We start from the raw sequence: 22,986 nt of genomic DNA on the forward strand, positions 1-22,986 counted from the left end.
GCGGTCAATCCCCGGCGGGGTAGTCCGTGGACTTCGCCAGTTCCCGCTGCGACTCGAAGTCGGCGGTCCTCCTGCGCAGCACGTCGAGGGTGGAGTCCAGGGCTTGCGAGCCGAGGACCATCCGCAAGGGGGCGGGCTCGACGTCGACGGATCCGATGATGTGCGCGGCCATACGCTGCGGATCGCCGGGCGCCAGCCCGTTCGCGGGGTCGAGCATCGCCTTGAAGGCGTGTGCGGGAGTGGCGTCGTACACCTCGGTGAGGTCGGCGACTCGTGCGCTGCCGTAACGGAACTCGGTGCGAGCACCGCCGGGCTCGACGATCGTCATGCCGATGCCGAACGGAGCGACCTCCTGGGCCACCGACTCGACGATGCCTTCGATGCCCCACTTGGTCGCGTGGTACAGGGAGTTGCCGGGGAAGGCGACTTGGCCGCCGTAGGAGGAGAGCTGGATGACGCGTCCGCCGCCCTGTGCGCGCAGATGCGGGAGGGCGGCCCGGATCAGGGTGATGGAGCCGGTGAGGTTGGTGGCGATGATGTGGTCCACCTGCGCGTCGGTGAGTTCCTCGGCGGCGCCGAACAGTCCGTACCCGGCGTTGGAGACGATCACGTCGACGCGGCCCGCCGCGAACGCCTCGTCCACCATGCCGCGGACCGCGCTGGTGTCGGTGACGTCAACAACCTTCGCCTGGAAGGCATCCGGATACCGCTCGCGCAGGTCGGTCACCTTGTCCAGGGAGCGGACCGTGCCGATGACGCGGTCGCCGCGCTCCAGCAGCTGAGTGGTCAGGGCGTGGCCGAAGCCGCTGCTGACGCCCGTGATGAGCCAAGTGCCTGTGGTCATGCTTCTTCCTTTGAGGCCGCGGCGCCCGGGGACGGGGCAACGGCGTCGAGGGCGCTCAGTGCGTTGAGGGTGCGGGGATAGCCGATGAACGGCAGCAGGCCGGTGAGAACGGCGATCAGGGTGGCGCGGGTGTTGCCCACGTTCAGGTTGGCCGCCGCGTGTCCGCGCACCTGTGCGTCCGCGCCGCCGAGCCCGGCGAGTATGGCGAAGGTGAGCAGCTCGCGGGTGGGGACGTCGAGGCCTGTGCGGGTGTAGTGGTCGCCGAAGCAGTTGGCGCTCAGCAGTTCCTGGATGTGCTGCTGGTCCTCGGGAGCGTTGGCGTACAGGGCGTCCACCGTCTCGTCGCCCACGATCCGCTTCTGCACCGCCAGACCTTCCGCCATCCGGGTGGCGGGGGTGGTCGTGGACTGTCCTTCCAGCGGCAGTCGCACGCCGCGGTCGGTGAGGACGTCGTTCGTGGCGTGCAGGAAGTCGAAGACGCGGGCCATGCCGGCGTACGGCACCGCCTGATAGACGATCTCCTTCGCCTCCACCGGGGTGACACCGATGGTGAGGGCGGCTCCGAGCATGATCCGGTACTCCGCCACCGCGCCGACGCCGATCATCGCGGCGAGCTGCGTCATCAGCCGTGTGCGCTCGGGCAGATCGGCGGTGTGGCGCAGTACCTCGTCGCAGGCGAAGTTGTCGAAGTACTCGATCAACTCCGGATCGGTGACCGCGAGGCTGGAGACGTGGCCGGGGAACAGCCGCTCATGTTCCGCCGCGGCGGCTTCGTTGGGCTTGCGGAGAGTCACGGCCGCCTCCAGGACCCTGTGCGGGGAACGGATGGACTCCGCCTCGCCGGTGCCTGAGTCGGTATAGCCGTGCGACATGCCCATAGCGCCGACCCGATCCGGGAAACCCCAAGGTCCCGCAGCTCGATGTGCTGCATCGCTGGTTCCCTCTCCTCGTTCGTCTTCCCGGCGCGTCGTCGAAGCCTGGACAGGTGAAGCGGTACCTGCCAGGCGGCAGCGCCTTCCGGTCGGTGCTCCATGTGCTCGGGCCCCGACGTGCTCCAGGGTGCCCCTGTATGCCGGTGACAGGCAGGCCCCGGTGTTCCGGGGAGCGGCCAGCCAGGGTGTGACAGGGCACCCCTGACCGGGCGTGCCACAGTGACGGCGGGGAATGACCGGCGTCACGGGACCCGAGCACAGCGGCGACGACGAACTGGGACGCTTCCTACCCGGAAACGGGTCACGTGCTGTCAGCCCGCCGTGGTGGAGTACGTGGTCCAGCAGGTGAAGGTGCCGACCGGAGCGGTGCCGCGCCTCGGCCTTGATGCACGCCGTCAGGCGTAGACGAGCTCGGCCTGCCACTGGTCCTTCGGCTGGTGGTGCAGGTCGAGGTAGGCAGCAGCCAGGACGTCGGAAGCGAATCGCGGGTCCTCGCCGCCGATGTTGCCGGCAACCGTGACGGTGGAGACATGCACGCCCGAGCCGTGCGGTCGGCGTGGAGGGCATGGACGTAGGCGCGCAAAGCAGCCTTGCCCGCCGACATCGTGGTGTATTCGGGCGAGGGGTGGAGGGCGAAACCGCCGCCGGTGAAGAGCAGACTGCCCCGGCCGTCCCGCAGGAGAGGAAGGACCGTCCGGGTGGCGACCACGGCCCCGGTGACATTCACCGCGAGAGCCTGCGCCCATGCTGCGGCGTCCAGCCCCGTGGGGGTGTCAGCCTGCCTTACGGCTGCGTTGTAGACGAGGACGTCCGGCGCACCGAGGCCGTCCACCGCCCGGCCGAGCGCGGCCCGCAGATCTTCGGGGTTACCGGCATCGGTCCGGAAGGCGCTCGCCGTGAAGCCCTGACTGGTCAGCTCGGCGGCGTGCTTCCCCAGACGTTCTGCCTCGCGGCCGAAAAGCGCGACCGGATGACCGTCCCGTGCGAAAGCCTCCGCGAGCGCCAGGCCGAGGCCGGGGCCGACACCGACGATGAGGGCGGTTCCTTTGCCCATATCTCGCTCTACGCCAGATGGCCTTGCCGTCCCTGGGACAGCGGTGATCCAAGTCATGCATGCGGCGGATATCCGCGCATGCGGTGCTCCATCCATGGAACAGGCAGAGCGGCCGATGAGGGAGAGCCTGCTGACACAGGCACTGACAGGGCACCCCAGCCCGTCTGCAAGAGACCTGCCGCGAACGCCGCAGCTGCATCGCAACAGCGCCAGAGAGCTCCACCATTCGGTCGACGGCGACCTCTGGCCGGCCTACGAGTACCAGGCTGCGGGCACCCCACGGGCGGTGCCCGTGGGGTGCCCTGGCACACCACTGAACCTCGTTCCCCGGTACAGCCCGCCCTGCCATCCGACGAGCGCGGCGAGCACGCTGGACGTGAACTGAAGATCTCTTTCGAAGCCACCCGCGGAGCACTGGAGCCATGAAGCACATCAAGCTGGGGGACCTGGACGTCTCCCGCATCGGCCTGGGCACCATGACGATGTCCGGCGTCTACCTCAGCCCAGGGGAGACTCCGGACGACGCCGAGTCCATCCGGGCGATCCACCGGGCGCTCGATCTCGGCGTCACCCTGCTCGACACCGCGGAGGCCTACGGCCCCTTCGTCAACGAAGAACTCGTCGGCCGGGCCATCAAGGGCCGCCGCCACCAGGTCGTCCTGTCGACGAAGTTCGGCATGCACTCGCACACCAGCGGCGGCATGGGCCACATCGACGGCACTCCGGCCAACCTCCGCACTGCGCTCGAAGGCTCCCTCAAGCGGCTCGGCACGGACCACATCGACCTCTACTACCAGCACCGCGTCGACCCCAACACGCCCGTCGAGGAGACCATCGGAGCCCTCTCCGACCTGGTCACCGAGGGCAAGATCCGCCACATCGGCCTGTCCGAGGCGGCGCCCGAGTCGATCCGCCGCGCCCACGCCGTACACCCGATCGCCGCCTTGCAGTCGGAGTTCTCGCTGTGGACACGGGACGTGGAGGCGGAGATCCTGCCGCTGCTGCGGGAGCTGGGCATCGGCCTGGTGCCCTGGTCGCCGCTGGGCCACGGCTTCCTCACCGGAAAGATCCGTGCCACTGAGCACTTCGAGGCGAACGACTGGCGGGCGAACAACCCCCGCTTCACGGAGGAGAACCTCAAGCGCAACCTGCGCATCGTCGAGGAGGTCGAGGCCGTCGCTGCCGAGGTCGACGCCACCCTCGCGCAGGTGGCCCTGGCCTGGCTGCTGGCCCAGGGCGACGACATCGCCCCGATCCCCGGCACCAAGCGGGTCTCCCGCGTCGAGGAGAACACCGCCGCCGACGCCATCGTGCTGACCGCCGAGCAGCTCACTCGCCTGAACAACCTCGCCCCCGCCGCCGGCGACCGCCTACACGAGGCGGGCATGCGGCTGGTCAACCGCTGACCCGGCCCGCTCGACGACCTTCGGAAGGAACACATGCGCACCACCACACTCGGCCCCGACGGCCCCGAGGTCGGCGTCATCGGCCTGGGCTGCATGGGCATGAGCTTCGGCTACGACCAGGCGACCCCGCGCGACCAGGCCGAGATGATCTCGGTGATCCACCAGGCCCTCGACCTGGGGATGACCCTGCTGGACACCTCCGACGTGTACGGCCCCCTCACCAACGAGCAGTTGCTCGGCCGTGCTCTCACCAAGGGCCACCGGGAACGAGCGGTGCTGGCCACCAAGGTCGGCGCCCTCACCCGTAACGCCCAGGGGAAACCCGTACCCGGACTGAACAACCGGCCGGAGCACATCCGCCGCTCGATCGACGACAGCCTCGGGCGCCTGGGCACGGACCACGTGGACCTCTACTACCTGCACCGCCTCGATCCGAGTGTGCCGATCGAGGAGAGCGTGGGCGCGCTGGCGGAGGCGGTGGAGGCGGGCAAGGCCCGCGCGATTGGCCTGTCTGAGGTGAGCGTCGAGCAGATCAGGCGGGCCCAGTCCGTCCACCCGATCATGGCAGTGCAGTCCGAACTGTCGCTGTGGACCAGGGACTGGATGACGGAGGTGCTGCCCTACTGCGAGGAGCAGGGCATCGCCTTCGTGCCGTACTCACCGCTCGGCAAGGGCTTCCTCACCGGCCGGTTCACCTCCTTCGACGACCTGCCGCAGGACGACTTCCGACGCGGCCTGGCCCGCTTCCAGCAGGACGCTCTGCGCGTCAACTTCGCCCTCGCCGAGAAGGTCCGGCAGCTCGCCGAGCGCATCGGTGCCACTCCTGCTCAGGTGGCGTTGGCGTGGGTGCTGGCCCAGGGCGAGTACGTGGTCCCGATCCCCGGGACCAAGACCCCCAAGTACCTGCTGGACAACGCCGGCGCGGCCGACGTGCAGCTCAGCGCCGAGGACCTCGCCGAACTCGACGCCCTGCCCACCCCGCAGGGCGGCCGCTACTACTGAACGGCCCGTGCTGTCACCTCGGCTGTCGAACTGCTGACGAGCATCGACACACAGCTCCCTCCTTGCTGTGGTGGGGGTGTGGTCGACCGGGTGCGGCCAGCGTTCCAGCATGCGCAGGCCGGCCTCGGTGTGGGGGTCTCCGACGGCCGGAGGCAGTTGGGGTACGACCTGGTCGCTGTGACAGCGGCCTTTCGTAGCGTTGCCTCACGCACCCGTGCCAGGCCCGCCCTGAATGTCTGTCCCGCCAAATCCGGAGACGCAGCGAAGGAGCATCCATGGCCAGACCCCGACAAGCTGGCCCGCTACCGCCAGGACTCCTGACACACCCCCAAGGGACGGGAAGACCATGACCGGCACCACCACCGAGCAGGCCACCGCCGCTGCGTCCGGATCCGCCGCCACTGAACAGTTCCGCAGCAAGCAGTGCTCCGGCGCCACCGACGTCGACACCAAGCGGGTCGACTCCCTCGTCTCGGAACTGCTCGCCGCCGCCCACGACATCATCCGCCGCCACAGGGTGACCTATGCCGAGTACGACGTGCTCAAGTCCTGGCTGATCCAGGTCGGCGAGGACGGTGAGTGGCCGCTCTTCCTCGACGTGTGGCTGGAGCACGTCGTCGAGGAGGTCGCGAGCGAGAACCGCGAGGGCAGCAAGGGCACGATCGAGGGCCCCTACTATGTCCCCGACTCCCCGGTCCTGACCGCCGAGGCGACCCTGCCCCGGCGGGACGACGAGCCGGGTACGCCGCTGCTCTTCCAGGGGCGGGTGACAAGCGTGGACGGTACGGCGCTGCCCGCTGCGAAGGTGGAGATTTGGCACGCGGACGACGACGGTTACTACTCCCAGTTCGCGCCGGGCCTGCCGGAGTGGAACCTGCGCGGCACGGTCATCGCCGATGGGCAGGGCAACTTCAGGATCCGCACCATCGAGCCCGCCCCCTACCAGATCCCCACCGACGGCTCCTGCGGCAGGCTCATCACAGCCGCGGGCTGGCACGCGTGGCGCCCCGCGCACCTGCACCTGAAGGTGTCGGCGCCGGGCCACCAACCCATTACCACCCAGCTGTACTTCAAGGGCGGCAGCCACGTCACCGACGACATCGCCTCCGCCGTGAAGTCCGAGCTCATCCTCGACCCCGGCCCGGCGGCGGATGGCAACGGCCGCGAGGTCACGTATGACTTCGTGCTCGACAAGGCGTGATGCGCGGTGCTCTTCGCTGTGCGTATGGACGTCGAGATTCCGCGCGACCTCGACCCGGAGGTCCGCGCGGACCTGGTGGCACGCGAGAAGGCGTACTGCCGGGAGTTGCAGAAATCGGGTGAGTGGGTGCACATCTGGCGATGCGTCGGCCAGTACGCGAACATCAGCGTGTTCGACGTCGCCGACAACGAGGCGCTGCACCGGATGCTGTGGAATCTGCCGCTCTTCCCCTACATGAAGATCGAGATCACACCGCTGGCTCAGCATCCGTCCGATCTGGCGGTCGGCGACGTCGTGGCGTGACCAAGGTGGTGGAGTCCGCCGGCGACGCGGTGGCCGATGCGGCAGACGGCACGACGCTCCCGGTGGGCGGCTTCGGCTGAACCGTGTGCCGAACATACTGATCCAGGCGCTGTACGAGGGCGGGGTCGCCGGTCTGGGAGTGGCCTCCAACAACTGCGGGAGCGATGCAGTCCGGGCTCGCGGTGCTGCTGGCGGTCGGGCGGATCTCGCGGGTGACCGGCTCCTGCATCGGCGCGAACCAAAAAGTTCGCCCGGCAGTACCTTGCCGGGGAGCTGGAGGCGGAGCTGATTCCCAGGGCACGCCGGCCGAGCGGCTGCGGGCCGGCGGGGCGGGGATACCGCCTTCTCCGCCCCCCGGCGGGGTCGTACTCGCGTCGCCGCCGAAGGAGCTGCGTGAGTACGACGGCACCGAGTACGTGCTGGAGCGCGGCATCCGTACCGACTTCGCGTTGGTACGGGCCGCGAAGGGCGACCGGTACGGGAACCTGGCGTTCAACCAGTCCACCCGGATCGTCAACCCGCTCGCCGCGAGGGCGGGCCAGGTGACGATCGCCGAGGTGGAGGAGCTGGTCGAGCCCGGCGCGATCGACCCGGACGCGGTGCATCTGCCGGGGATCTTCGTGCAGCGGGTGGTGGGCCCTCACCCGCCCCGGGCCGCCGGGCGGAGGTGGTGGCGGACCGAGGCCGCCCCGGCCAGGTCGGCGACTCGCAACGCCCGCCGGCGGCATCCGCACACCCACCGGCCCTGGCCGGTCCCCGGGCCGTCCGCAAGACCGGGGTGGCCGAATTGGTTGAAGGGTGTGCGGTGCCGGAGCCCACAAGTCCTGACGTGGTCTCGACTGCCACGGGAGTCTTGGATCTCGTCGATTTCCTCTCGGTGAGATGAAGATGAAGGTCGGACGAGGCAGGTTGACGAGGACGAGGATTCCAAGTCAGTCGTAGTCTTCGATCCGCCATTCGTCGTGCCAGTCCACGAAGGCCATCTCTCCTTCGAAGCGGAGCGGCAGCCAGACATAGTCCGCGATCGAGGTGTCGGGGTCGATCAGTTCCCGGGGAAGGACGGCAGGGGTGCCGGATGTGTCCGTGTCCTCTGTCGTGCCGGAGTAGCGCCTGCGCATTTCTTCCTGGATCGGCTCGGCCAGTTCGGGTGCCAGGTGGGGCAGCCACCTGTCGGCCAGGGCGATGTAGAGGTCCTTCTTGTGCGGATGCCTGAACACCGAGCTGATTTGGGAGCGGTACGAGGTTCCGGAGGCATCGTGGGGATGCGGGTCGCCCAGCACGGTCCACGGGCCGTGGAAGGTCCGCGCGACGGCCACTTCCGACGGGTTGGGGGCGTAGCCGGTGGTGCCCGAAGTGATCAGGTAGTGCAGTCCGTTGCGTGTGAAGTGGGCCGGTGCCTCACGGACGTACGGCGGGTGCGGGTGGGGGAAGTGGGTCGAGTAGTGGCCGGTGACGTCCGTGTAGTCGTCGGTCAGGTCGGCGCAGATCAGCTCGCTGTGCACGCGCTCGAAGTAGTAGTACGCCTTGCCGTCGTCGGGATGGACGGCGAGGTCGAAGTCGCCGGCGTTCATGCCGAGCGGGCGCAGCCCCGTGCGGACGACGCGGTAGGGGCCGAGGAAGTCGTCGGCGACGAGGACGGTGCTGGTCTGTGTGTTCCCCTCGCCCATGATCTTGATCCAGCACACGTACTGCTTGATGGCGGCGTTGAAGACGATGTGAGGGCGGTCGACCTGCTGGGCCGGGTGGAGGGGGGAGTTCGGGTTGCCCGGCTCGGGCGGGATGATCAGCCCGCGGTCCTCCCAGTTGTAGAGGTCGGTGGAGGCGTAGCAGCGGATTCCCCAGTGCCAGATTCCGCTGCCGGGCTTCGTCCGCTCCTTGTTCTCGCCGTACCAGTAGAAGGTGCCGTCGACGTACGTGATCGACCCGCCGTGCGCCTGGATGCGGTGGCCGGCTGTGTCGTACCAGACCTGGCCCGGGCGTATGGACGACTGGGGCGATGGCGGTGTGGTCGTCACTTCGAACTCCCCTGCACGGTGTCGAGTGCGTCGACGAGCTGCCAGACGGAGCGGGCTCGGGCGTAGGCCGCGTAGCGGGAGATGTTCGGGTTGGCCACGAACCAGGACTCCGGTGTGGCGAAGGCGTGTCCCTTGGTCGTGGCGCCGTCGTCGCAGATCCGGTTCGCCACGGCTTCGCTCATCTGCAGGGCCTTGGCGATGAGTTTCCCGTCGCCGGTCTTGCGGCCGATGTGCACGGCGGCCGCCGTCGCCATCCAGGTCGTGCCGGGCCACACGTCGGCGATCTCCGGGACGAAACGGCCGGTGCCAGGCTGGGCGTAGTCCATCGGGTACGGCTTCAGGTTCTCGTCGAGGATGATCGGCGGGCCTACGGGAACGCCGTTGGCGTCCTTGGGCGCCAGGAAGGCGTCCAGGGTGTTGTGCCAGTGCTGGCGGGCACGTCGCAGGTCGATCAGATCCGGCAGACCGAGCTGGGAGGCGACGCACTGGGCGTAGAACGCGTCCAGGAAGGCCGCGTCCTTCGGCAGTACTGGCTTCTTGGCGCCGAAGATGTCGCCGGTCCGTCCGTCGATGCCGCCGGTGCCGTCGCAGTAGCGGTAGCGCCCGGTCTTGGGGTTCCAGAAGATCTCCTCGAACTCCTCCTTCGCTGCGGCCAGTTCGGTGTCGATCTCCTTCTGGACGGCGGACGTGGCCTCGGGAATCCCCAGGGCTCTGGCTATGGGCGTGAGCGTCGAGAGGATCTGGAGCGAGAGGAGGTACAGCTGGCAGTTGTAGATGCCGTGCCCGTTGACCAGGAGCTGGTCGTAGGTGCTCGGCGGATTGTTCGACGGCGGGTCAGCCGGGAGGTGGGAGCCGGGCGGGCGGAAGAACTGTGAGTGCTTCAGCGTCCGCAGCATCTGGGGATACCCGTAGGTCAGCAGGCTCTTGTCGCCGGTCTCCTGGTACAGCGCGTACACCCGGTAGATGAGCTTGTGGAAGCAGTCCCGGAACGCGTCGCCGCCCGCCGGGTCGAAGAGTGCGCCGAGGTCGTCTGTGCCTGTAGGCGGTGCGCCGAAGACGGGTTCGGACGTTGCCGAGGGGGCGCCCTGATTGGCCGCGGTCGCGCTGATGAAAGGACCTGTGTCGAACATGATCTGCTGGGGCACCCGCCCCCACCGGTCCTGCTTTGTGAGCTGCAACCAGGCGCGGAGGCGCCCGAGTTCGATGTTGGGGAACAGCTTCGTGTACAGCAGGTACCCGAAGCTGTCGACGTCCATCTCATTGGCCGGTGCGCCGCCGCTTCCGGCGTCGATCGTGTAGAAGAGGTGGGTGCCGGGGATCTCCGCACCCAGGCGAGGCCCGCCGGGGGCGGGCGGGATGGTGTTGCTGACCAGGCCCGCCTCCCAGAACGAGGCGTTGAAGACCATGCCGAACAGCTCGTTCAGGGCCGCTTTCCGCAGCCACACCGGGTACTTCGGGTTCTGGGCGATCGGCTTCCACCACGCTTCTACCGCGGCGAGGGAGTCGTCGTGCCGTGCCAGCTCGCGCTTGGCGATGGTGAAGGCCTGGTTGAACGGGTACGAGTTCGGGACGTAGTCGTTGGTGGCCGTCGAGGTGGCGCCGAGGAACTCGGTGTATCGGCGCATCCAGACAGCCCGGCCCTCGGGTGCGCCGTCGTAGTACACCTGCGGGAAGTCCCAGGACAGGGCGTACCGGACGGTTGTCTTCTGGCCCGGACGCAGCTGCACGGTCACGGCGACGGCGCCTGCCGAGTGCGAGACGTCCAAGGTGCTGTTCGGCAGTTTGCCAGTGGAGGCAAACGGCTCGTAAATGTCGCTCCCGTCGCCTGCTCCGTTCCACGAGGTGACGTACGTCAGTTTCTGACCCGCGGTCGGCAGGGCGGCGATGGTCCACTCCGACTTGTAGGAGTCGGGCGTGTTCGTCGCATCGTCCGAGCCCAGCGTCACGCCAGCGACACCCGACCGGGCGTCGGTGTCGAACCGGCTGTAGAGCCCGGTGCGTGTCGTGCCCGACGGATGCGGAGAGGCGTTGGGGAAGGTGAACATCACCGAGAGGTCGATGGCCTTCGTGGTGGGGTTCGCCAGTTCCACGTCGAAGAAGGCCACCGGCATCGAGGTGCGCTCGTCCTCGCCGGCCACGATCGGCGACCAGAACCGCATGGACACCTTCGACTTGAACACGTTGTAGGTGGTCCAGCCGAACGGGTACAGCGCGGCGTAGGTGCCGTCGCCAGGGTTCAGCTGGTTCCACTGCGGAAGGACTCCGTCGAAGTCGCGCTGCGGGGCGATGTGGTCGTGCCGGGTGGCGAGGGTCTTGACGGTCGGTCCGCCCGTGGCACCCGCGACCTGCTCACGGATGTGGAAGGCCGCCTGTGGGAGTGTGCGCATGTCCCACCAGTCCGACGCCTGTGAACCGCCCATGCTCCATGGCCCGAAGGTTCCGAACAGGTTGTAGTGGAACGAGCCGGCGCCGACGCCGCCGAGCGGGATGCCGAGACCGGGCACGCTCATACCGCCCGCGAATCCCCGCAGACCCGAGGGCTGACCCGTGCGGCACTCCGAGTCAGCTGCCGCCTCACACGGGCCGTCCGGTGCGAGGCCCCAGGTGCGGACGTACGCCGCCTCCGGCCCTCTCGCCGCGTTGAGCGGTGACGCGTGAGCGGTCGGGGTCGAGTGAAGGGTCGGGAATCCCTCGAACTCGCCTGCGGCGACGAGCCCGGCCACGGAGAGTGCGCCCCCGCGCAGGAAGGCCCTCCGTGGGAAACCTCCGCCCTCGCGTGTCGTGTTCGGTTTGAAACTGTCCTGCGGCTCCATGCCAGTCCTTTCGGGGGTCGATGAATTGAAGGCGGTGCCGATTGCCTGTGCGGCCGACGCCCGCGAGTCGGCGTGCCGGGCTACATGCCCCGTGTCCGCCTACCGGTAGGTAGTGCGTTCAGGGGTGGGTGGTGCGTGTTACTCAGAGGGCCCGCGCGCACGGGGTCGTGTGCGGACCGTCGGCGGACCGCGACGACGCCCTGGAGACGGGGGCTCCGGTCACGGGCGCGTCGCTGCCACTCATGAGTCGACCTTGGGGGCCGGAAGCTCCGCCGCCATGGCTTCCAGGCGCTTGGCCCGCCGCAGTCGCTGCTTCTTCGGATCCGCGACGGGAGCCGCCATCTGCAGCCTGCGTGTGTAGGGATGCTCGGGAGCCGTCGCGACGTCGGTCGCCTTGCCGATCTCGACGATGCGCCCCTGGTGGAGGACGGCGATCCGGTCGCTCACCTCGTTGACGACGCCGAGGTCGTGACTGATGAACAGGTACGCCACACCCGTCTCGCGCTGGAGGTCCTTCAGCAGCGTGAGGACCCGGGCCTGCGTGGTCACGTCCAGGGCGCTGGTGGGTTCGTCGCAGATGATGACCGTGGGGTCGAGGGCGAGTGCCCTGGCGATGGCGATCCGCTGCCGCTGTCCGCCGGAGAACTCCCGGGGGGATCTCCGGCCGGAGTCGGCGGGGAGGCCGACGGCGTCGAGCAGTTCGCGTACGCGCGTGCGTCCGTCCCGGGACCCGGTGGCCAGGAGGGGCTCGACCAGGATGTCCTCGATCGACATCGACGGATTCAGTGAGGAGTACGGGTCCTGGAACACCACCTGGATGTCTCGTGCGACCCTGCGTCGGCGGGCCCGTGGGATGTTGCTGATGGTCTCGCCACGGAACGAGATGGAGCCCTCCGTCACCGGCGCGAGTCCGAGGATCGCGCGCCCGATCGTCGTCTTCCCCGATCCGGACTCGCCCACCAGGCTGAGCGTCTCCCCGGTGTTGAGGTCGAAGGAGACGCCGTCGATGACGGTGGCGCCGGTGGCCCGGCGTCCGCCGTAGCGTACGACCAGGTCTTCGACCTTCAGAACCGTCTCTGCCACGTCACACCTCCGCGATCTCGACACGGCGTGCCGACGAGAGCAGTTCCTGCGTGTACGCCTCGTCGGGCGCCTCGAAGAGAGAGTCCACGTCGCTCCGCTCCACGATGTGCCCGTCTCTCATCACGCTGACGGTGTCGCAGAGGTCTGCCACGACGCCGAGGTTGTGGGTCACCAGGATCATCGCGAGGCCTCGCTCGTCACGCAGTTCCCGCAACAGCTCAAGCACCTCTGCCTGCACGGTCACGTCCAGGGCGGTCGTCGGCTCGTCCGCGACGATCAGGTCCGGGCCGGAGGCGACCGCACCGCAGATGAGTACGCGCTGCGCCATGCCGCCGGAGATTTCGTGCGGGTACTGCCGGAAAACCCTCTCCGGATCCTTGATGCCGACCCGCGCGAGCAGGGCGAGCAACTCACGTTCGGCTTCGCGTTTCGTCACGGTCTTGACCGCGCGCAGGCCCTGGGTGAGCTGCGCCCCGATCGTGAAGCAGGGGTCCAGATTCGACATCGGCTCCTGCGGCACGTACGCGATGCGCCGGCCACGTGCCTGGCGCATGTGCTGCTCGCTCGCCAGTAGATCCTCGCCGTCGAGCAGGACACGCCCCCCAAGAATGACCGCCTCGCGGGGCAGGATGCCCAGCGTCGAGAACGCGATCTGCGACTTGCCCGATCCGGACTCGCCCACCAGGCCATGGATCTCGCCGGGACGGACGTCCAGGTCGACGCCGTGGACGACCTCGCGTATGCCGCTCTCACCGTCCGGGTAGCCGATGCGCAGGCCCCGTATCGACAGAACTGCATGCGTCGCGGGGGCAGGCCCTTCCTCGAGTGCGGCGGCGCTCTCCTCGCGAACCCGCCGGGCTGTCTCTCGGAGCAGTCGCGCCGAGGGGGTCGGGCGGTGCGCCGAGGACTGGAGCACGTCACGCAGGGCGTTGCCGAGCAGCACGAGGGCCAGGATGGTCAGGCTGATGAGGAGGGCCGGCCAGGCCACTGCGGCCTTGCTGGTGTAGATGTTGCTGAAGGAGTCCTGGAGTACACCGCCCCAGGACGCCGTGGTCGGATTGCCCAGTCCCAGGAAACTGACCCCGGCTTCGACGGAGATCCCCGCGGCGAGGACGAACGAGCTGTGGATGACTACGGGGGCGCGGACCGCCCAGAGCACGTGCCGTCCGATGATCCGCAGGTCGGAGAGGCCGACGACGGTCGCCGCGTCGATGTACAGCTCACTGCGGACACTGACCACGACGGCCCGGACGAGACGGAAGTAGGACGGCGCCACGATCAGGCCGTAGACGATCATCGCAGCAACGATGTTGGGCCCCGTCCTGGCGTACAGCGCGAACAGGAGCAAGGTGACGGGCAACGACATGGCGACGTCGGATATCCAGTCCGCGACGGCCTCGATCCTGCCCCGGTAGAAACCGGCGACGAGGCCGCCTGTCACACCGAGGACGGCCGAGACGGCCAGAAGAAGCAGACAGGCCAGCGCCGTCTGCCGGGTCCCCCACATCAGCCGGGCGAGTATGTCGCGGCCCGACGCGTCCGCGCCCAGTATGTGTCCCGAGGAGAAAGGCGGAGCGTTCACCGCACTGAGCTGAGTGACGTTGGGGCCCCATGGAGCAAGCCAGGGACTGCTCAGTCCGAGGCCCACCACGATCACCAGGAAAGCCAGACAGCAGGCCGCCAGCGGGTTGGCCGCGAGCCGTCGGAGGACGGATCGGCCCTTCGCCGCGGGCTCCGGCGTAGCACCGGAGGCCTGGGCAAGCTCGGCCACGCTCATCGTGTCCTCGCCTTCGGGGTGAGTGCCGCGTTCGCGAGGTCGGCGAGCAGGTTGACAACGAGGACGATGGTGATGCCGACGAGCAGGATGCCCATGACCACTGGGACGTCCCCTTGTAGGGAGGCGGTGAGTCCCGCTTCCCCCAGTCCGGGCAGGGCGAAGATCTGCTCGATGAACACCGCCCCGCCCAGGAGGGTCATGACGCCCAGGTTCAGGGAAATGAGGCCGGGTCCGCCGGCATTGCGCAGGACATGCCGGTATACGACCCGGGACTCACTGATCCCGCGGGCCCGCAGCGTGCGGACGAAGTCCTGGGAGAGCGCGTCGATGACCGCTCCCCGGAACTGGGCGGCCGTGCTGGCCACCGTGCTGAGCAGCAATGCGACGGCCGGGAGGGTCACCGAAGAGCTCCATCCGGTGAGGCTCTGGTCCGGGGAGACGTATCCGGTCGCCGGGAAGATCCGGACCGCGATGGCGAAGGCGAAGACCAGCGCGATCGCGATGACGAACGGCGGGATCGCGGCGCCCAAGACAGCCAGGAACTGGACCGTCCGGTCGATCCAGCCCCCACGGACGGCGGCCGTGACGCCCAGCAGGACGCCGAGAACGGCCGTCGCCACGAGGGCCAGAAGGACAAGGGTGAGTGTCACCGGGACCCGCGTCGCCAAGAGCGACGTCACCGACTGTCCGGTGAAGAAGGATTCGCCCAGGTCACCGGTGACCACTCCATGCAGCCAGTCGCCGTACTGCACGAGCAGCGGCCGATCGAGACCGAGGCGGGCCATCTCCCTGCGGATGTCCGCTTCCTTGGCCTCGAAGCCCAGGACCGCCCGCACGATCCCGGATCCCTTGCCGTACATCAACAGGAACGTAGTGAAGCTGACGACGAGGAGAATCGTCACGGCCCGGACGAGCTTCCTCAGGAGAACTCCGAACACCTGTGGCTCCGATCTTCCGTAGCGTCTCGTTTACCGGAAGTCCCACAGACGGGGATTGAGGGCGTTGGAGTCACTCATCTCAGGGATGCGGATCTTCGGGCTGTACGCGTAGAGCCCGTCCGGATACGCGATCGGAACGTTCCAGGCCTGATCGATGGTGTAGCGGTTGAGTTCCTGCTGGTACTTGGCCGACTCCTGCCCCGTGCTGGTGATGATCTTTTCCCAGAGCTCGTTCACCGTCGGGTCGGGCTGGTGCATCACATTCCAGATGCCGGTGTGCAGCACGTAGTCCTTGATGTCCTGGAGCGACTGGCCGTAGTTCCCCAACGGCCAGAGGATCATGGGGTACTTGCCGCTCAGAAGTTCCTCGACCGCGGTCGGTCCGGACAGAGTCTTCTGCTCCACCTTGATGTTGAGCTGACCCAGCTCCTGCGCCACGACTGGGATCAGCTGCTCCATGCCCAGGCCCTCGAAGAGGGGGAAGGTCACGGAGAACCCCTTCTCGTACCCGGCCTCCTTCATCAACTGTTTGGCCTTCGCCACGTCGTAGGGGTAGGGATCCTTAAGATTCTCGATGTACGCGGCCGATCCCGGGCGGAAGATCTGGTGCGTCGGCGTAGCCTGTCCCTGGTAGAAGTCCTTGGCCAGGGCCTCCTTGTCGAAAATCATGTTCAGGGCTTGACGGACCTTCAGTTCCCCCAGGGCCGGGATCTTCTCGCCCTTGTGATCCATCAGCAGCAGCCGCGTGGTGTTGCCGCGCATCTTCAGGACCTCGAGGCCGGATGCCTTGGCCTCCTTGTACATCGACTGCTGGATCAGGGTGCCGTCGATCTGCCCCGTCTTGAGGGCGTTGAGTGCGGCTGTCTGGTTCTTGAGCACCTTCACGACGAGCTTCTTGTAGGGCACGTTCTTGGCGTCCCAGAAGTTCTCGTTCTTCGTGAAGGAGTACGTGGAACCCCTGGTTGTCGCCGATTCGTCGAGCTCGTAGGGACCTGAGCCGACGGGGGCCTTGTTCACCTGGCCCGCTTTCAGGTACTTCGGGCTCGCCAGCTTGACGCCGCCCGCACTGATGATGTCCGGGTTGGGCTTCGGCTCGGTGATCTGCACGGTCAGCCGGTCGGGGGTGGTGACCTTGATCTCGGCCAGGCGGGCGGCCTGGCCCCCGTGCGACGCCTGGTACTCGAAGGCCGCCTTGAAGGCCGCCGCATCGACCGGCGTACCGTCCGAGAACTTCATGCGATCGCGCATTTGGAAGGTCACGCTGGTGTTGTCGGAGTTCACCTCCCACCTCGTGGCCGCGTCCGGCTGGGCTTTGCCCTGGGCGTCGAACCGGACCAGAGTCTGGAAGACGGCGTCCGCCGGCCAGCCCTGGAAGGAGGGCTGGTTCGCGGGGTCCCATCCCTGGATGTCGGCGGTCGACCCGAGAACGAGCGTGTCCTTCTTACCCTCGGGCGTCGACGCGGTGTTCGCGTCGGTGCAGGCGCTCAGCGCAGCCAGCGAGGTCAGGGCCGTCGCCATCGTCAGTGATGCGCGTGCAAGTCTTTTGGTGCGCCGCATGATCGGCTCCTTCGGACACGGGAGAGACTCGGCCGGATGCGGCCGTGAGAACTGGCGGAAACGTCTGCGCCCGGGATGGTCGAAGAGGCGCGTATCGGCTGAAATTGCCATCTGGAACGTTTCAAGGGGAGGCTAGGTAGCGGGCGGTGATGGGTCAAGGGAGTGCGTTGTGATTGCGCGGTAACGGTTCCGTAACGCGTCCATGTCGTGGTGACAAATAGGCAGGTCAGGGCGCCTATTGCTCGACGTGGTCGGCGACGGGCGTCTCGTGTCGGCGCACTGGTGGACGTCGAGTCGCGCGAACGGTATGTCCCCTTCCGTCACGCGCGATCTGTGGACCGTTCCAATAGAGGGGGAGGCGTGTGGGAGTGGGAACCGGACGGTTCGCTCTCCCCGTCAGGCCGGCCGTCTGGCGGGCTTACGTACCGGGGCCGCACTCGTGCCACGTGGCATCAGCCGAGGGGACACGACGTAATGCACAGGCTGGGTCCGGCCGTTCAGCCGTTCCAGCAGGAGCCGCGCGCTCATCTGGCCCGTGAGGCGGCCCGATTGGTCGACCGTCGTGAGGGACACTCGGCCGATCGTCGAGGCATAGACGTTGTCGTACCCGGCGATGGTGATGTCCTGAGGCACCCTCAAGCCGCGCTCCTCCGCGGCGCGCAGGGCACCGAATGCGGCGATGTCCGCGCCGGCGAAGACGGCCGTCGGTGGCGTCGGCCTGTCCAGGGCTTCCTGGACGGCCTGGTAACCGCCTGCTTCCGAGTAGGTGGTCTCGACGACGTCGGGCTCGAGGCCGTGCCTCTTCATGGCGTTGACGTAGCCGTCGCATCGGGCGGTGTGGGCCAGGATGAAGGGCCTCTTGAGGCGTCCCGCCGGATGACTGGTGTGCAGGATGCGCTTGTGGCCCAGGGCCACGAGGTGATCGACCATGAGGCGCGCGCCGCCCTGATCGTCGTCCACGACGGTGTCGTACTGGGCGGAGCCGCCGTGCCGTGCGATCACCAGGGTGGGCAGTCCCGATCCCAGTTTCTCCAGCCACGAGGTGGCCATCGCCGGTGCGATGACGATGAGCCCGTCCACCTGCCGGTCGGTGAGGGCTTCGATACTTTTCTGCTGGCGCTCGGGGGAGAGGCCGCCAGCGACGAAGATCTCCTGGTACGGACTCGGCTCCAGCTCGTCGGCGATCCCTTCCGCGATCTCTGTCTGGAAGGGGGCCGAGAACTCGGTGAGCATGACGCCGATGGTGTACGAGCGTCCTCGCATCGCGCGGGCGCCGGCCTGCGGCCGGTACCCCAGCTTCTCGATCGCCGCGGTGACCTTGGCCTTCATCTGGGGACGGACGCCGGGGGCATCGCGGATCACGTTGGAGACGGTGGAAACCGAGACCTGCGCCTCCCGCGCCACGTCCTGGATCGTTGCACGGCGACCCCTGGAAGGCCGGGACGCGATGAAGTCGTCGGCGCGCACCGGCCTCGCCCGGCCACCACTGGAATCACGCACGTCGTCCTGCGTAGCCGGTTTAGCAGCGTCGTCTTCCACGGGCGCCATGCTACAGCCGCAGTGACAGACCGAGACCGCACAGGTCGCGATGGAAGAGGGTACCGATGCCTTCCTAGGCCGATCTCTCTATGGAACGATACAAAAATCGATGGTCCCGTCGAAGCGGCTCGATGCAGGAGCCGAGAGCGCGTCTCCGCACGACAGCGCGGACACCCCGCCCCGGACCGTCCTCACCGGCGACTCCGGCAAGCAACAAGAGGTAAGGACAGCATGAGCGAATTTCCCTCCCTTCCGCCCGACTTCGTGTTCGGTGCCGCCACCGCCTCGTACCAGATCGAAGGCGCGGTCCACGAGGACAGTCGCGGGCCCTCCATCTGGGACACCTTCTCCCGCGAGCCGGGCCGGGTATTGCACGGCGCCACCGGTGACGTGGCCTGCGACCACTACCACCGGTACCCCGAAGACGTGGCGCTGCTGCGCGAGTTGGGTGTCGGCTCGTACCGCTTCTCCATCGCCTGGCCGCGCATCCAGCCGACCGGCTCGGGCCCGGTGAACCACAAGGGCCTGGATTTCTACTCCCGGCTGGTGGACGAACTGCTGGCCGCCGGCGTCGAACCGGCCGCGACCCTCTACCACTGGGACCTGCCACAGACTCTGGAGGATCGTGGCGGCTGGCGGATCCGCGACACGGCGGAGCGTTTCGGCGAGTACGTGGCCCTGGTGGCTGACGCCCTCGCCGACCGAGTCCCTCGCTGGATCACCCTCAACGAGCCAGGGTGCAGCGCCTTCCTGGGCTACGCGGACGGCCATCACGCCCCCGGCGCGACGGAAGGCACCCCGGCGTTGGCCGCCGCCCATCATCTGCTGACCGGTCACGGTCTGGCGATGCGGGCGCTGCGTACCGCCGGCCTCCGGGAGGTGGGCATCACGCTCAACCTCAGCCACGTGACCGCGGCCTCCGACTCCGCCGCGGATGTCGCGGCCCTCGTACGTGCGGAGACCCTGCAGAAGCTGGTGTGGACCGAGCCGCTGCTGCGCGGGCGCTATCCGGCCGCCGAGGAGGAGACGTGGGGTGAGCTGATCACCCGGCAGACCTTCCGACGAGAGGGCGATCTGGAGCTGATCTCCGCACCGATGGACTTCCTCGGGATCAACTACTACACCCCGGCCGTGGTCCGTGACGCGCCCCATCGCCGGCCCGACCCGGCCCTGCGTACCGCGACGGACTGCCGCATCGAGCACGTCGACATCCCGGGAGTCCGGCGCACCGCGATGGGGTGGGCAGTGGTTCCCGACAGTCTGCGCGAGCTGCTCGTCTCACTGCGTCACGAGTACGCGGACGCCCTTCCGCCCATCCTCATCACCGAAAACGGATCGGCCGAGGACGACGTGGTGTCCGCCGACGGCCAGATCCACGATCCCGACCGGATCGGGTACCTCCGCGACCACATGGCCGCCGTCGCGAGGGCCGTCGCCGAAGGAGTGGACGTACGCGGCTACTACGTCTGGTCGCTGCTCGACAACTACGAGTGGGCCTTCGGCTACGACAGGCGTTTCGGGATCGTCCACGTCGACTACGACACCCTGCGGCGCACGCCCAAGGACAGCTACCGCTGGTACCAGCGGTTGATCGCGGCCCAAGCCTGACCGCTTGCCCGAGCGCTTCCCGTCGGGACCACGTGCCTTTCGCCGTGAGGCCCTCCACGAGTGACAGCACGGGCGGGCGGCACCTCCTCCCCTTACGCCGTCCGCCCGTGCTGTCCGTTCCCGCCCGGCGTGCGGCGACATCCTCACCAACGACCGCAAGGAGACCACCACCGCTGTCTCACAGGGCAAGAGGACTAGAACGCGATTACGTGGGTCCCCGGTCCCAGGACGACGGGTTCGCCCACACGGAACTCGCATTCCGTGTCCGCCGGCACGATGACCTCGTAGCGGACGGCGCCGTCCTCGCGTCGCCATGACGACGACGCGAGGCCGAAGGGAGTCTCGAGCGTCGCTCGTGCCCAGTCCAGCCGGTCGTCGATCACCGGTTCCACGGCGAAGCGCTCGTAGCCAGGGTGCGATTCGAGCGGACGCAGGCCGGCCACGTACCGGTGCAGGAAACCGATGACCGCCCCCTTGCTGTAGTGGTTGAGCGAGCCGCTCGGCGTGCCCTTGGCGTCGATGCCGTCCCAGTGCTCCCAGATGGTGGTGGCGCCTCGATCGATCATGGTCAGCCACGAGGGCGAGGTGTCCTGGAAGAGCAGGTCGAACGCGACATCGGCACGCCCGTTGTCCGCCAGTACCGGCAGCAGCATTCCAGTGGACAGGAAGCCCGTCGACAGGTGTGTGCCATCTGCCCGGATCAGTTCGACGAGGTGCTCGACCGCCGACGGCACGAGGTGCTCGGGGATCAGGCCGAACCGCAGCGCTCTGGCGTAGGTTGCCTGGCTGTCCCGCGCCAGCCGACCGTCGGCGCCGATGAATTCGGTGGCCCAGGCGTGCTCGACGTTCGCCGCGAGCTCGGTCCAGCGTGCCGCGTCCTCCGTCTTGCCCAGTACCTCCGCGGTCCTGGCGAGCAGACGGGCGGAGTGGGCGAAGTAGGCGGTGGCGACGATCGATTGCTCGCCCTCGAAGAGGGCGATCTCGACTCCGGGCTCCAGCCATTCCCCCCAATGGAACCCGGTGTCCCAGAGGAACTGCTCGTGTTCGAGTGCCTCGGGATTCGCCTCGATCCGCTCCGGCGCTCGCGCCGTACGCGCGGTCGTCTCGACGAACTCCAACCACGCGACAGCCGACGGGTACTGCCGCGCCAACACCTCGCGATCCCGATACGACTGCCACATCTGCCACGGCACGGAAACCGCCGCATCGGCCCACCCCGACGAACCCTCGACAACCGCGATCGCCGCCTCCGGAGACGGGACGTAGTTCCTGACCATGCCGTTCGACACCTGATCGGAGGCCAGGTCCTTCAGCCACTTGTCGGTGAACCCGGCGATGTCGTCGAGGAAGGCCGCCGTCGACACGAAGATCTGATAGTCGCCCGTCCACCCCGCCCGCTCACGCTGGGGGCAGTCGGTCGGCACGTCGCACGCATTGGTCCGCCAGCTGCGCACCGCAGCCTCGTGCAGCAGTTCGATGCGGCGGTCACTGCAATGGAATGTGCCGGTAGGGCGCAGATCCGTGCGGACTTCGACGCCGTGGAGGTCGGCCGTGCCGAGGGGCCCCGGCAGTCCGTCGACGGCCACGTACTGGAACCCGTGGGTCGTGTGGCGCGGTTCGAACGCCTGGCCTTCGGCTACGAAGACCACCGAGTCGATCTGGTTGAACGGGCTCGGAGTGGGGCTGTCCGCGTCAGGACGCAGGTGATCGGTCGTGACGTCACCGTCGGCGTCGAGGGCCTCGCCATGAGTCAGCACGATCTCCGACCCGGGACGTACCGCGTCGAGGTGGATCCAGCCGTTGGTGTTCTCGCCGAGGTCGACGATGTGCCGCCCGCCCTCGAGCGTCGTCACCGACACCGGCGTGATCGACCGGACGCGGCGAACCGGAGGTGCCGGGGTCGCGCACAGGCGGCTCCAGTCGGCGCACAGCGGATCCGTCGGCTCGAGCACCGGCTGCCAGTCCTGGCGATCCCAGCGGAAACCGCCCGGCCGCTGCACCACGCGCTGTCCGTCGAGCAGGTCCGCCTCCGTGGAGTCGGAGATGGTGGAGCCCCAGCCGAGGTCGGTACCGACAACGGTCGTGGAACCGTCGGTGTGGATGACTTCGAACTGGGCGAGGAACGCCGTGCGGTCACCGAAGTTGTCGTAGGTACGGCCGTAGCCGAACAGGCCGCGGTACCACCCGTCGGAAAGGAACGCGCCCAGATCGTTCGCGCCTTGGCGCAATACGGTGGTCAGGTCGTAGGTCTGCACCTGAAGGTTCGACCGGTAGGCGGTGAAGCCCGGGGTGAGCTCCTGGTCGCCGATCCGCTGACCGTTGACCACCAGCTCGTAGATGCCGTGGGCTGTGACGTAGGCCCGGGCCGAGGCGATCGGCCCGGGCAGTTCCACATGAGAGTGCAGGGCGTAGACGGGTCGATGACCGGGCGCGGGTACGTCCTGCTCATGGGGCCGGATCCAGGAGGCCGACCAGTCGCTCCGCTTCAGCAGCCCCATCTCCCAGAACGCCGGTGCCGACCAGTGGCTCTCGCCGAGGTCGGTCCACACGCGTACCCGCCACTCGACGCGTCCGCGGGCGGCTGGCTCAGGGCCCGTGTACGGGACCAGTACGCGCTCGGCGGATCGCACGACGCCGGTCGACCACTCGCCCGCCGCTATCTCGTACGCCGTCTGACGCGTGGCACCGACGGGCAACTGCCACGACAGACGTGGGCGGGCGACATCCGTGCCCAGGACGGCGTCATCAAGGTGCTCGAAGCGCAGCCGGTGTGGTGCGTCGGTCGTTGTCTGCTCAGTCATGAAGGCCTCCGTTGCTCGGACAACGTTCTCGGGCACACCAGGGTCTGTAACGTTCCATTCCGAGGCTAGGCAGCGGAGCCGGGAGTGGTCAATGAGATGCGCTGGTGTTGCGA

At 68.1% G+C, this 22,986-nt stretch carries 16 protein-coding genes and 2 pseudogenes; 6 read left to right on the forward strand and 12 right to left on the reverse strand.

What is annotated here, in order from left to right:
- Positions 1-4: 4 nt before the first annotated feature.
- From ACTWQO_RS10710 to ACTWQO_RS10725, 4 genes and pseudogenes are all read right to left on the reverse strand, one after another.
- Positions 5-844 (reverse strand): SDR family oxidoreductase, encoded by an 840-nt coding sequence (locus tag ACTWQO_RS10710; protein WP_443236988.1) that lies wholly within the window; start codon positions 842-844, stop codon positions 5-7.
- Entirely contained in the window at positions 841-1,716 is an 876-nt protein-coding gene (locus ACTWQO_RS10715) for a carboxymuconolactone decarboxylase family protein (RefSeq protein WP_443236989.1), read from the reverse strand. The genes ACTWQO_RS10710 and ACTWQO_RS10715 overlap by 4 nt, the downstream gene beginning before the upstream one ends.
- A 455-nt stretch (positions 1,717-2,171) precedes the next feature.
- On the reverse strand, positions 2,172-2,312 hold the full coding sequence (locus ACTWQO_RS10720) for a hypothetical protein (protein WP_443237122.1): 141 nt from the start codon (positions 2,310-2,312) through the stop codon (positions 2,172-2,174).
- A 26-nt stretch (positions 2,313-2,338) separates the two neighbouring features.
- A pseudogene (locus tag ACTWQO_RS10725) lies at positions 2,339-2,926 on the reverse strand (SDR family oxidoreductase); the annotation flags it as partial.
- Between the two features lie 326 nt (positions 2,927-3,252).
- Here ACTWQO_RS10725 and ACTWQO_RS10730 point away from each other — a divergent pair.
- The 5 genes and pseudogenes from ACTWQO_RS10730 to ACTWQO_RS10750 form a co-directional block, all read left to right on the forward strand.
- Entirely contained in the window at positions 3,253-4,236 is a 984-nt protein-coding gene (locus ACTWQO_RS10730) for an aldo/keto reductase (RefSeq protein ID WP_443236990.1), read from the forward strand.
- 33 nt (positions 4,237-4,269) lie between these two features.
- Positions 4,270-5,238, forward strand: coding sequence for an aldo/keto reductase (locus ACTWQO_RS10735; RefSeq protein ID WP_443236991.1), 969 nt, complete (start codon positions 4,270-4,272; stop codon positions 5,236-5,238).
- Positions 5,239-5,584: 346 nt separating this feature from the next.
- Entirely contained in the window at positions 5,585-6,439 is an 855-nt protein-coding gene (gene catA / locus ACTWQO_RS10740) for a catechol 1,2-dioxygenase (protein WP_443236992.1), read from the forward strand.
- Between the two features lie 6 nt (positions 6,440-6,445).
- Entirely contained in the window at positions 6,446-6,742 is a 297-nt protein-coding gene (catC, locus tag ACTWQO_RS10745) for a muconolactone Delta-isomerase (RefSeq protein WP_443236993.1), read from the forward strand.
- Positions 6,743-6,906: 164 nt separating this feature from the next.
- Positions 6,907-7,410 (forward strand): annotated as a pseudogene (locus tag ACTWQO_RS10750) (CoA transferase subunit A); the annotation flags it as partial.
- A gap of 264 nt (positions 7,411-7,674) precedes the next feature.
- Here ACTWQO_RS10750 and ACTWQO_RS10755 read toward each other — a convergent pair.
- The 7 genes from ACTWQO_RS10755 to ACTWQO_RS10785 all read right to left on the reverse strand — a co-directional run bounded on the left by ACTWQO_RS10755 (position 7,675) and on the right by ACTWQO_RS10785 (position 18,425).
- Positions 7,675-8,757 carry a family 43 glycosylhydrolase gene (locus tag ACTWQO_RS10755; protein ID WP_443236994.1) on the reverse strand — a complete coding sequence of 361 codons (1,083 nt, stop codon included), beginning with the start codon at positions 8,755-8,757 and terminating at the stop codon, positions 7,675-7,677.
- On the reverse strand, positions 8,754-11,267 hold the full coding sequence (locus tag ACTWQO_RS10760) for a GH116 family glycosyl-hydrolase (RefSeq protein WP_443236995.1): 2,514 nt from the start codon (positions 11,265-11,267) through the stop codon (positions 8,754-8,756). Before ACTWQO_RS10760 ends, ACTWQO_RS10755 begins: the two co-directional genes overlap by 4 nt.
- 543 nt (positions 11,268-11,810) lie before the next feature.
- The gene (locus ACTWQO_RS10765) at positions 11,811-12,653 is read right to left on the reverse strand and encodes an ABC transporter ATP-binding protein (protein WP_443236996.1); all 843 of its coding nucleotides are present in this window, start codon (positions 12,651-12,653) and stop codon (positions 11,811-11,813) included.
- Between the two features lies 1 nt (position 12,654).
- The gene (locus ACTWQO_RS10770) at positions 12,655-14,430 is read right to left on the reverse strand and encodes a dipeptide/oligopeptide/nickel ABC transporter permease/ATP-binding protein (protein WP_443236997.1); all 1,776 of its coding nucleotides are present in this window, start codon (positions 14,428-14,430) and stop codon (positions 12,655-12,657) included.
- Positions 14,427-15,368 carry an ABC transporter permease gene (locus ACTWQO_RS10775; protein ID WP_443236998.1) on the reverse strand — a complete coding sequence of 314 codons (942 nt, stop codon included), beginning with the start codon at positions 15,366-15,368 and terminating at the stop codon, positions 14,427-14,429. Before ACTWQO_RS10775 ends, ACTWQO_RS10770 begins: the two co-directional genes overlap by 4 nt.
- 30 nt (positions 15,369-15,398) lie before the next feature.
- A complete protein-coding gene (locus ACTWQO_RS10780; protein WP_443236999.1) occupies positions 15,399-16,925 on the reverse strand; it encodes an ABC transporter substrate-binding protein in 1,527 nt (508 codons plus the stop codon).
- A 396-nt stretch (positions 16,926-17,321) separates the two neighbouring features.
- On the reverse strand, positions 17,322-18,425 hold the full coding sequence (locus ACTWQO_RS10785; RefSeq protein WP_443237000.1) for a LacI family DNA-binding transcriptional regulator: 1,104 nt from the start codon (positions 18,423-18,425) through the stop codon (positions 17,322-17,324).
- A 270-nt stretch (positions 18,426-18,695) separates the two neighbouring features.
- Here ACTWQO_RS10785 and ACTWQO_RS10790 point away from each other — a divergent pair, with 270 nt between their 5' ends.
- Positions 18,696-20,072, forward strand: coding sequence for a GH1 family beta-glucosidase (locus ACTWQO_RS10790; RefSeq protein WP_443237001.1), 1,377 nt, complete (start codon positions 18,696-18,698; stop codon positions 20,070-20,072).
- A 194-nt stretch (positions 20,073-20,266) separates the two neighbouring features.
- On the opposite strand, the gene ACTWQO_RS10795 is transcribed toward ACTWQO_RS10790, so the two are convergent.
- Positions 20,267-22,873, reverse strand: a complete 2,607-nt coding sequence (locus ACTWQO_RS10795; RefSeq protein WP_443237002.1) for a family 78 glycoside hydrolase catalytic domain — start codon at positions 22,871-22,873, stop codon at positions 20,267-20,269.
- Between the last annotated feature and the right edge of the window lie 113 nt (positions 22,874-22,986).

This window comes from Streptomyces sp. 4N124 (genome assembly GCF_052245395.1).
Lineage (GTDB): Bacteria > Actinomycetota > Actinomycetes > Streptomycetales > Streptomycetaceae > Streptomyces.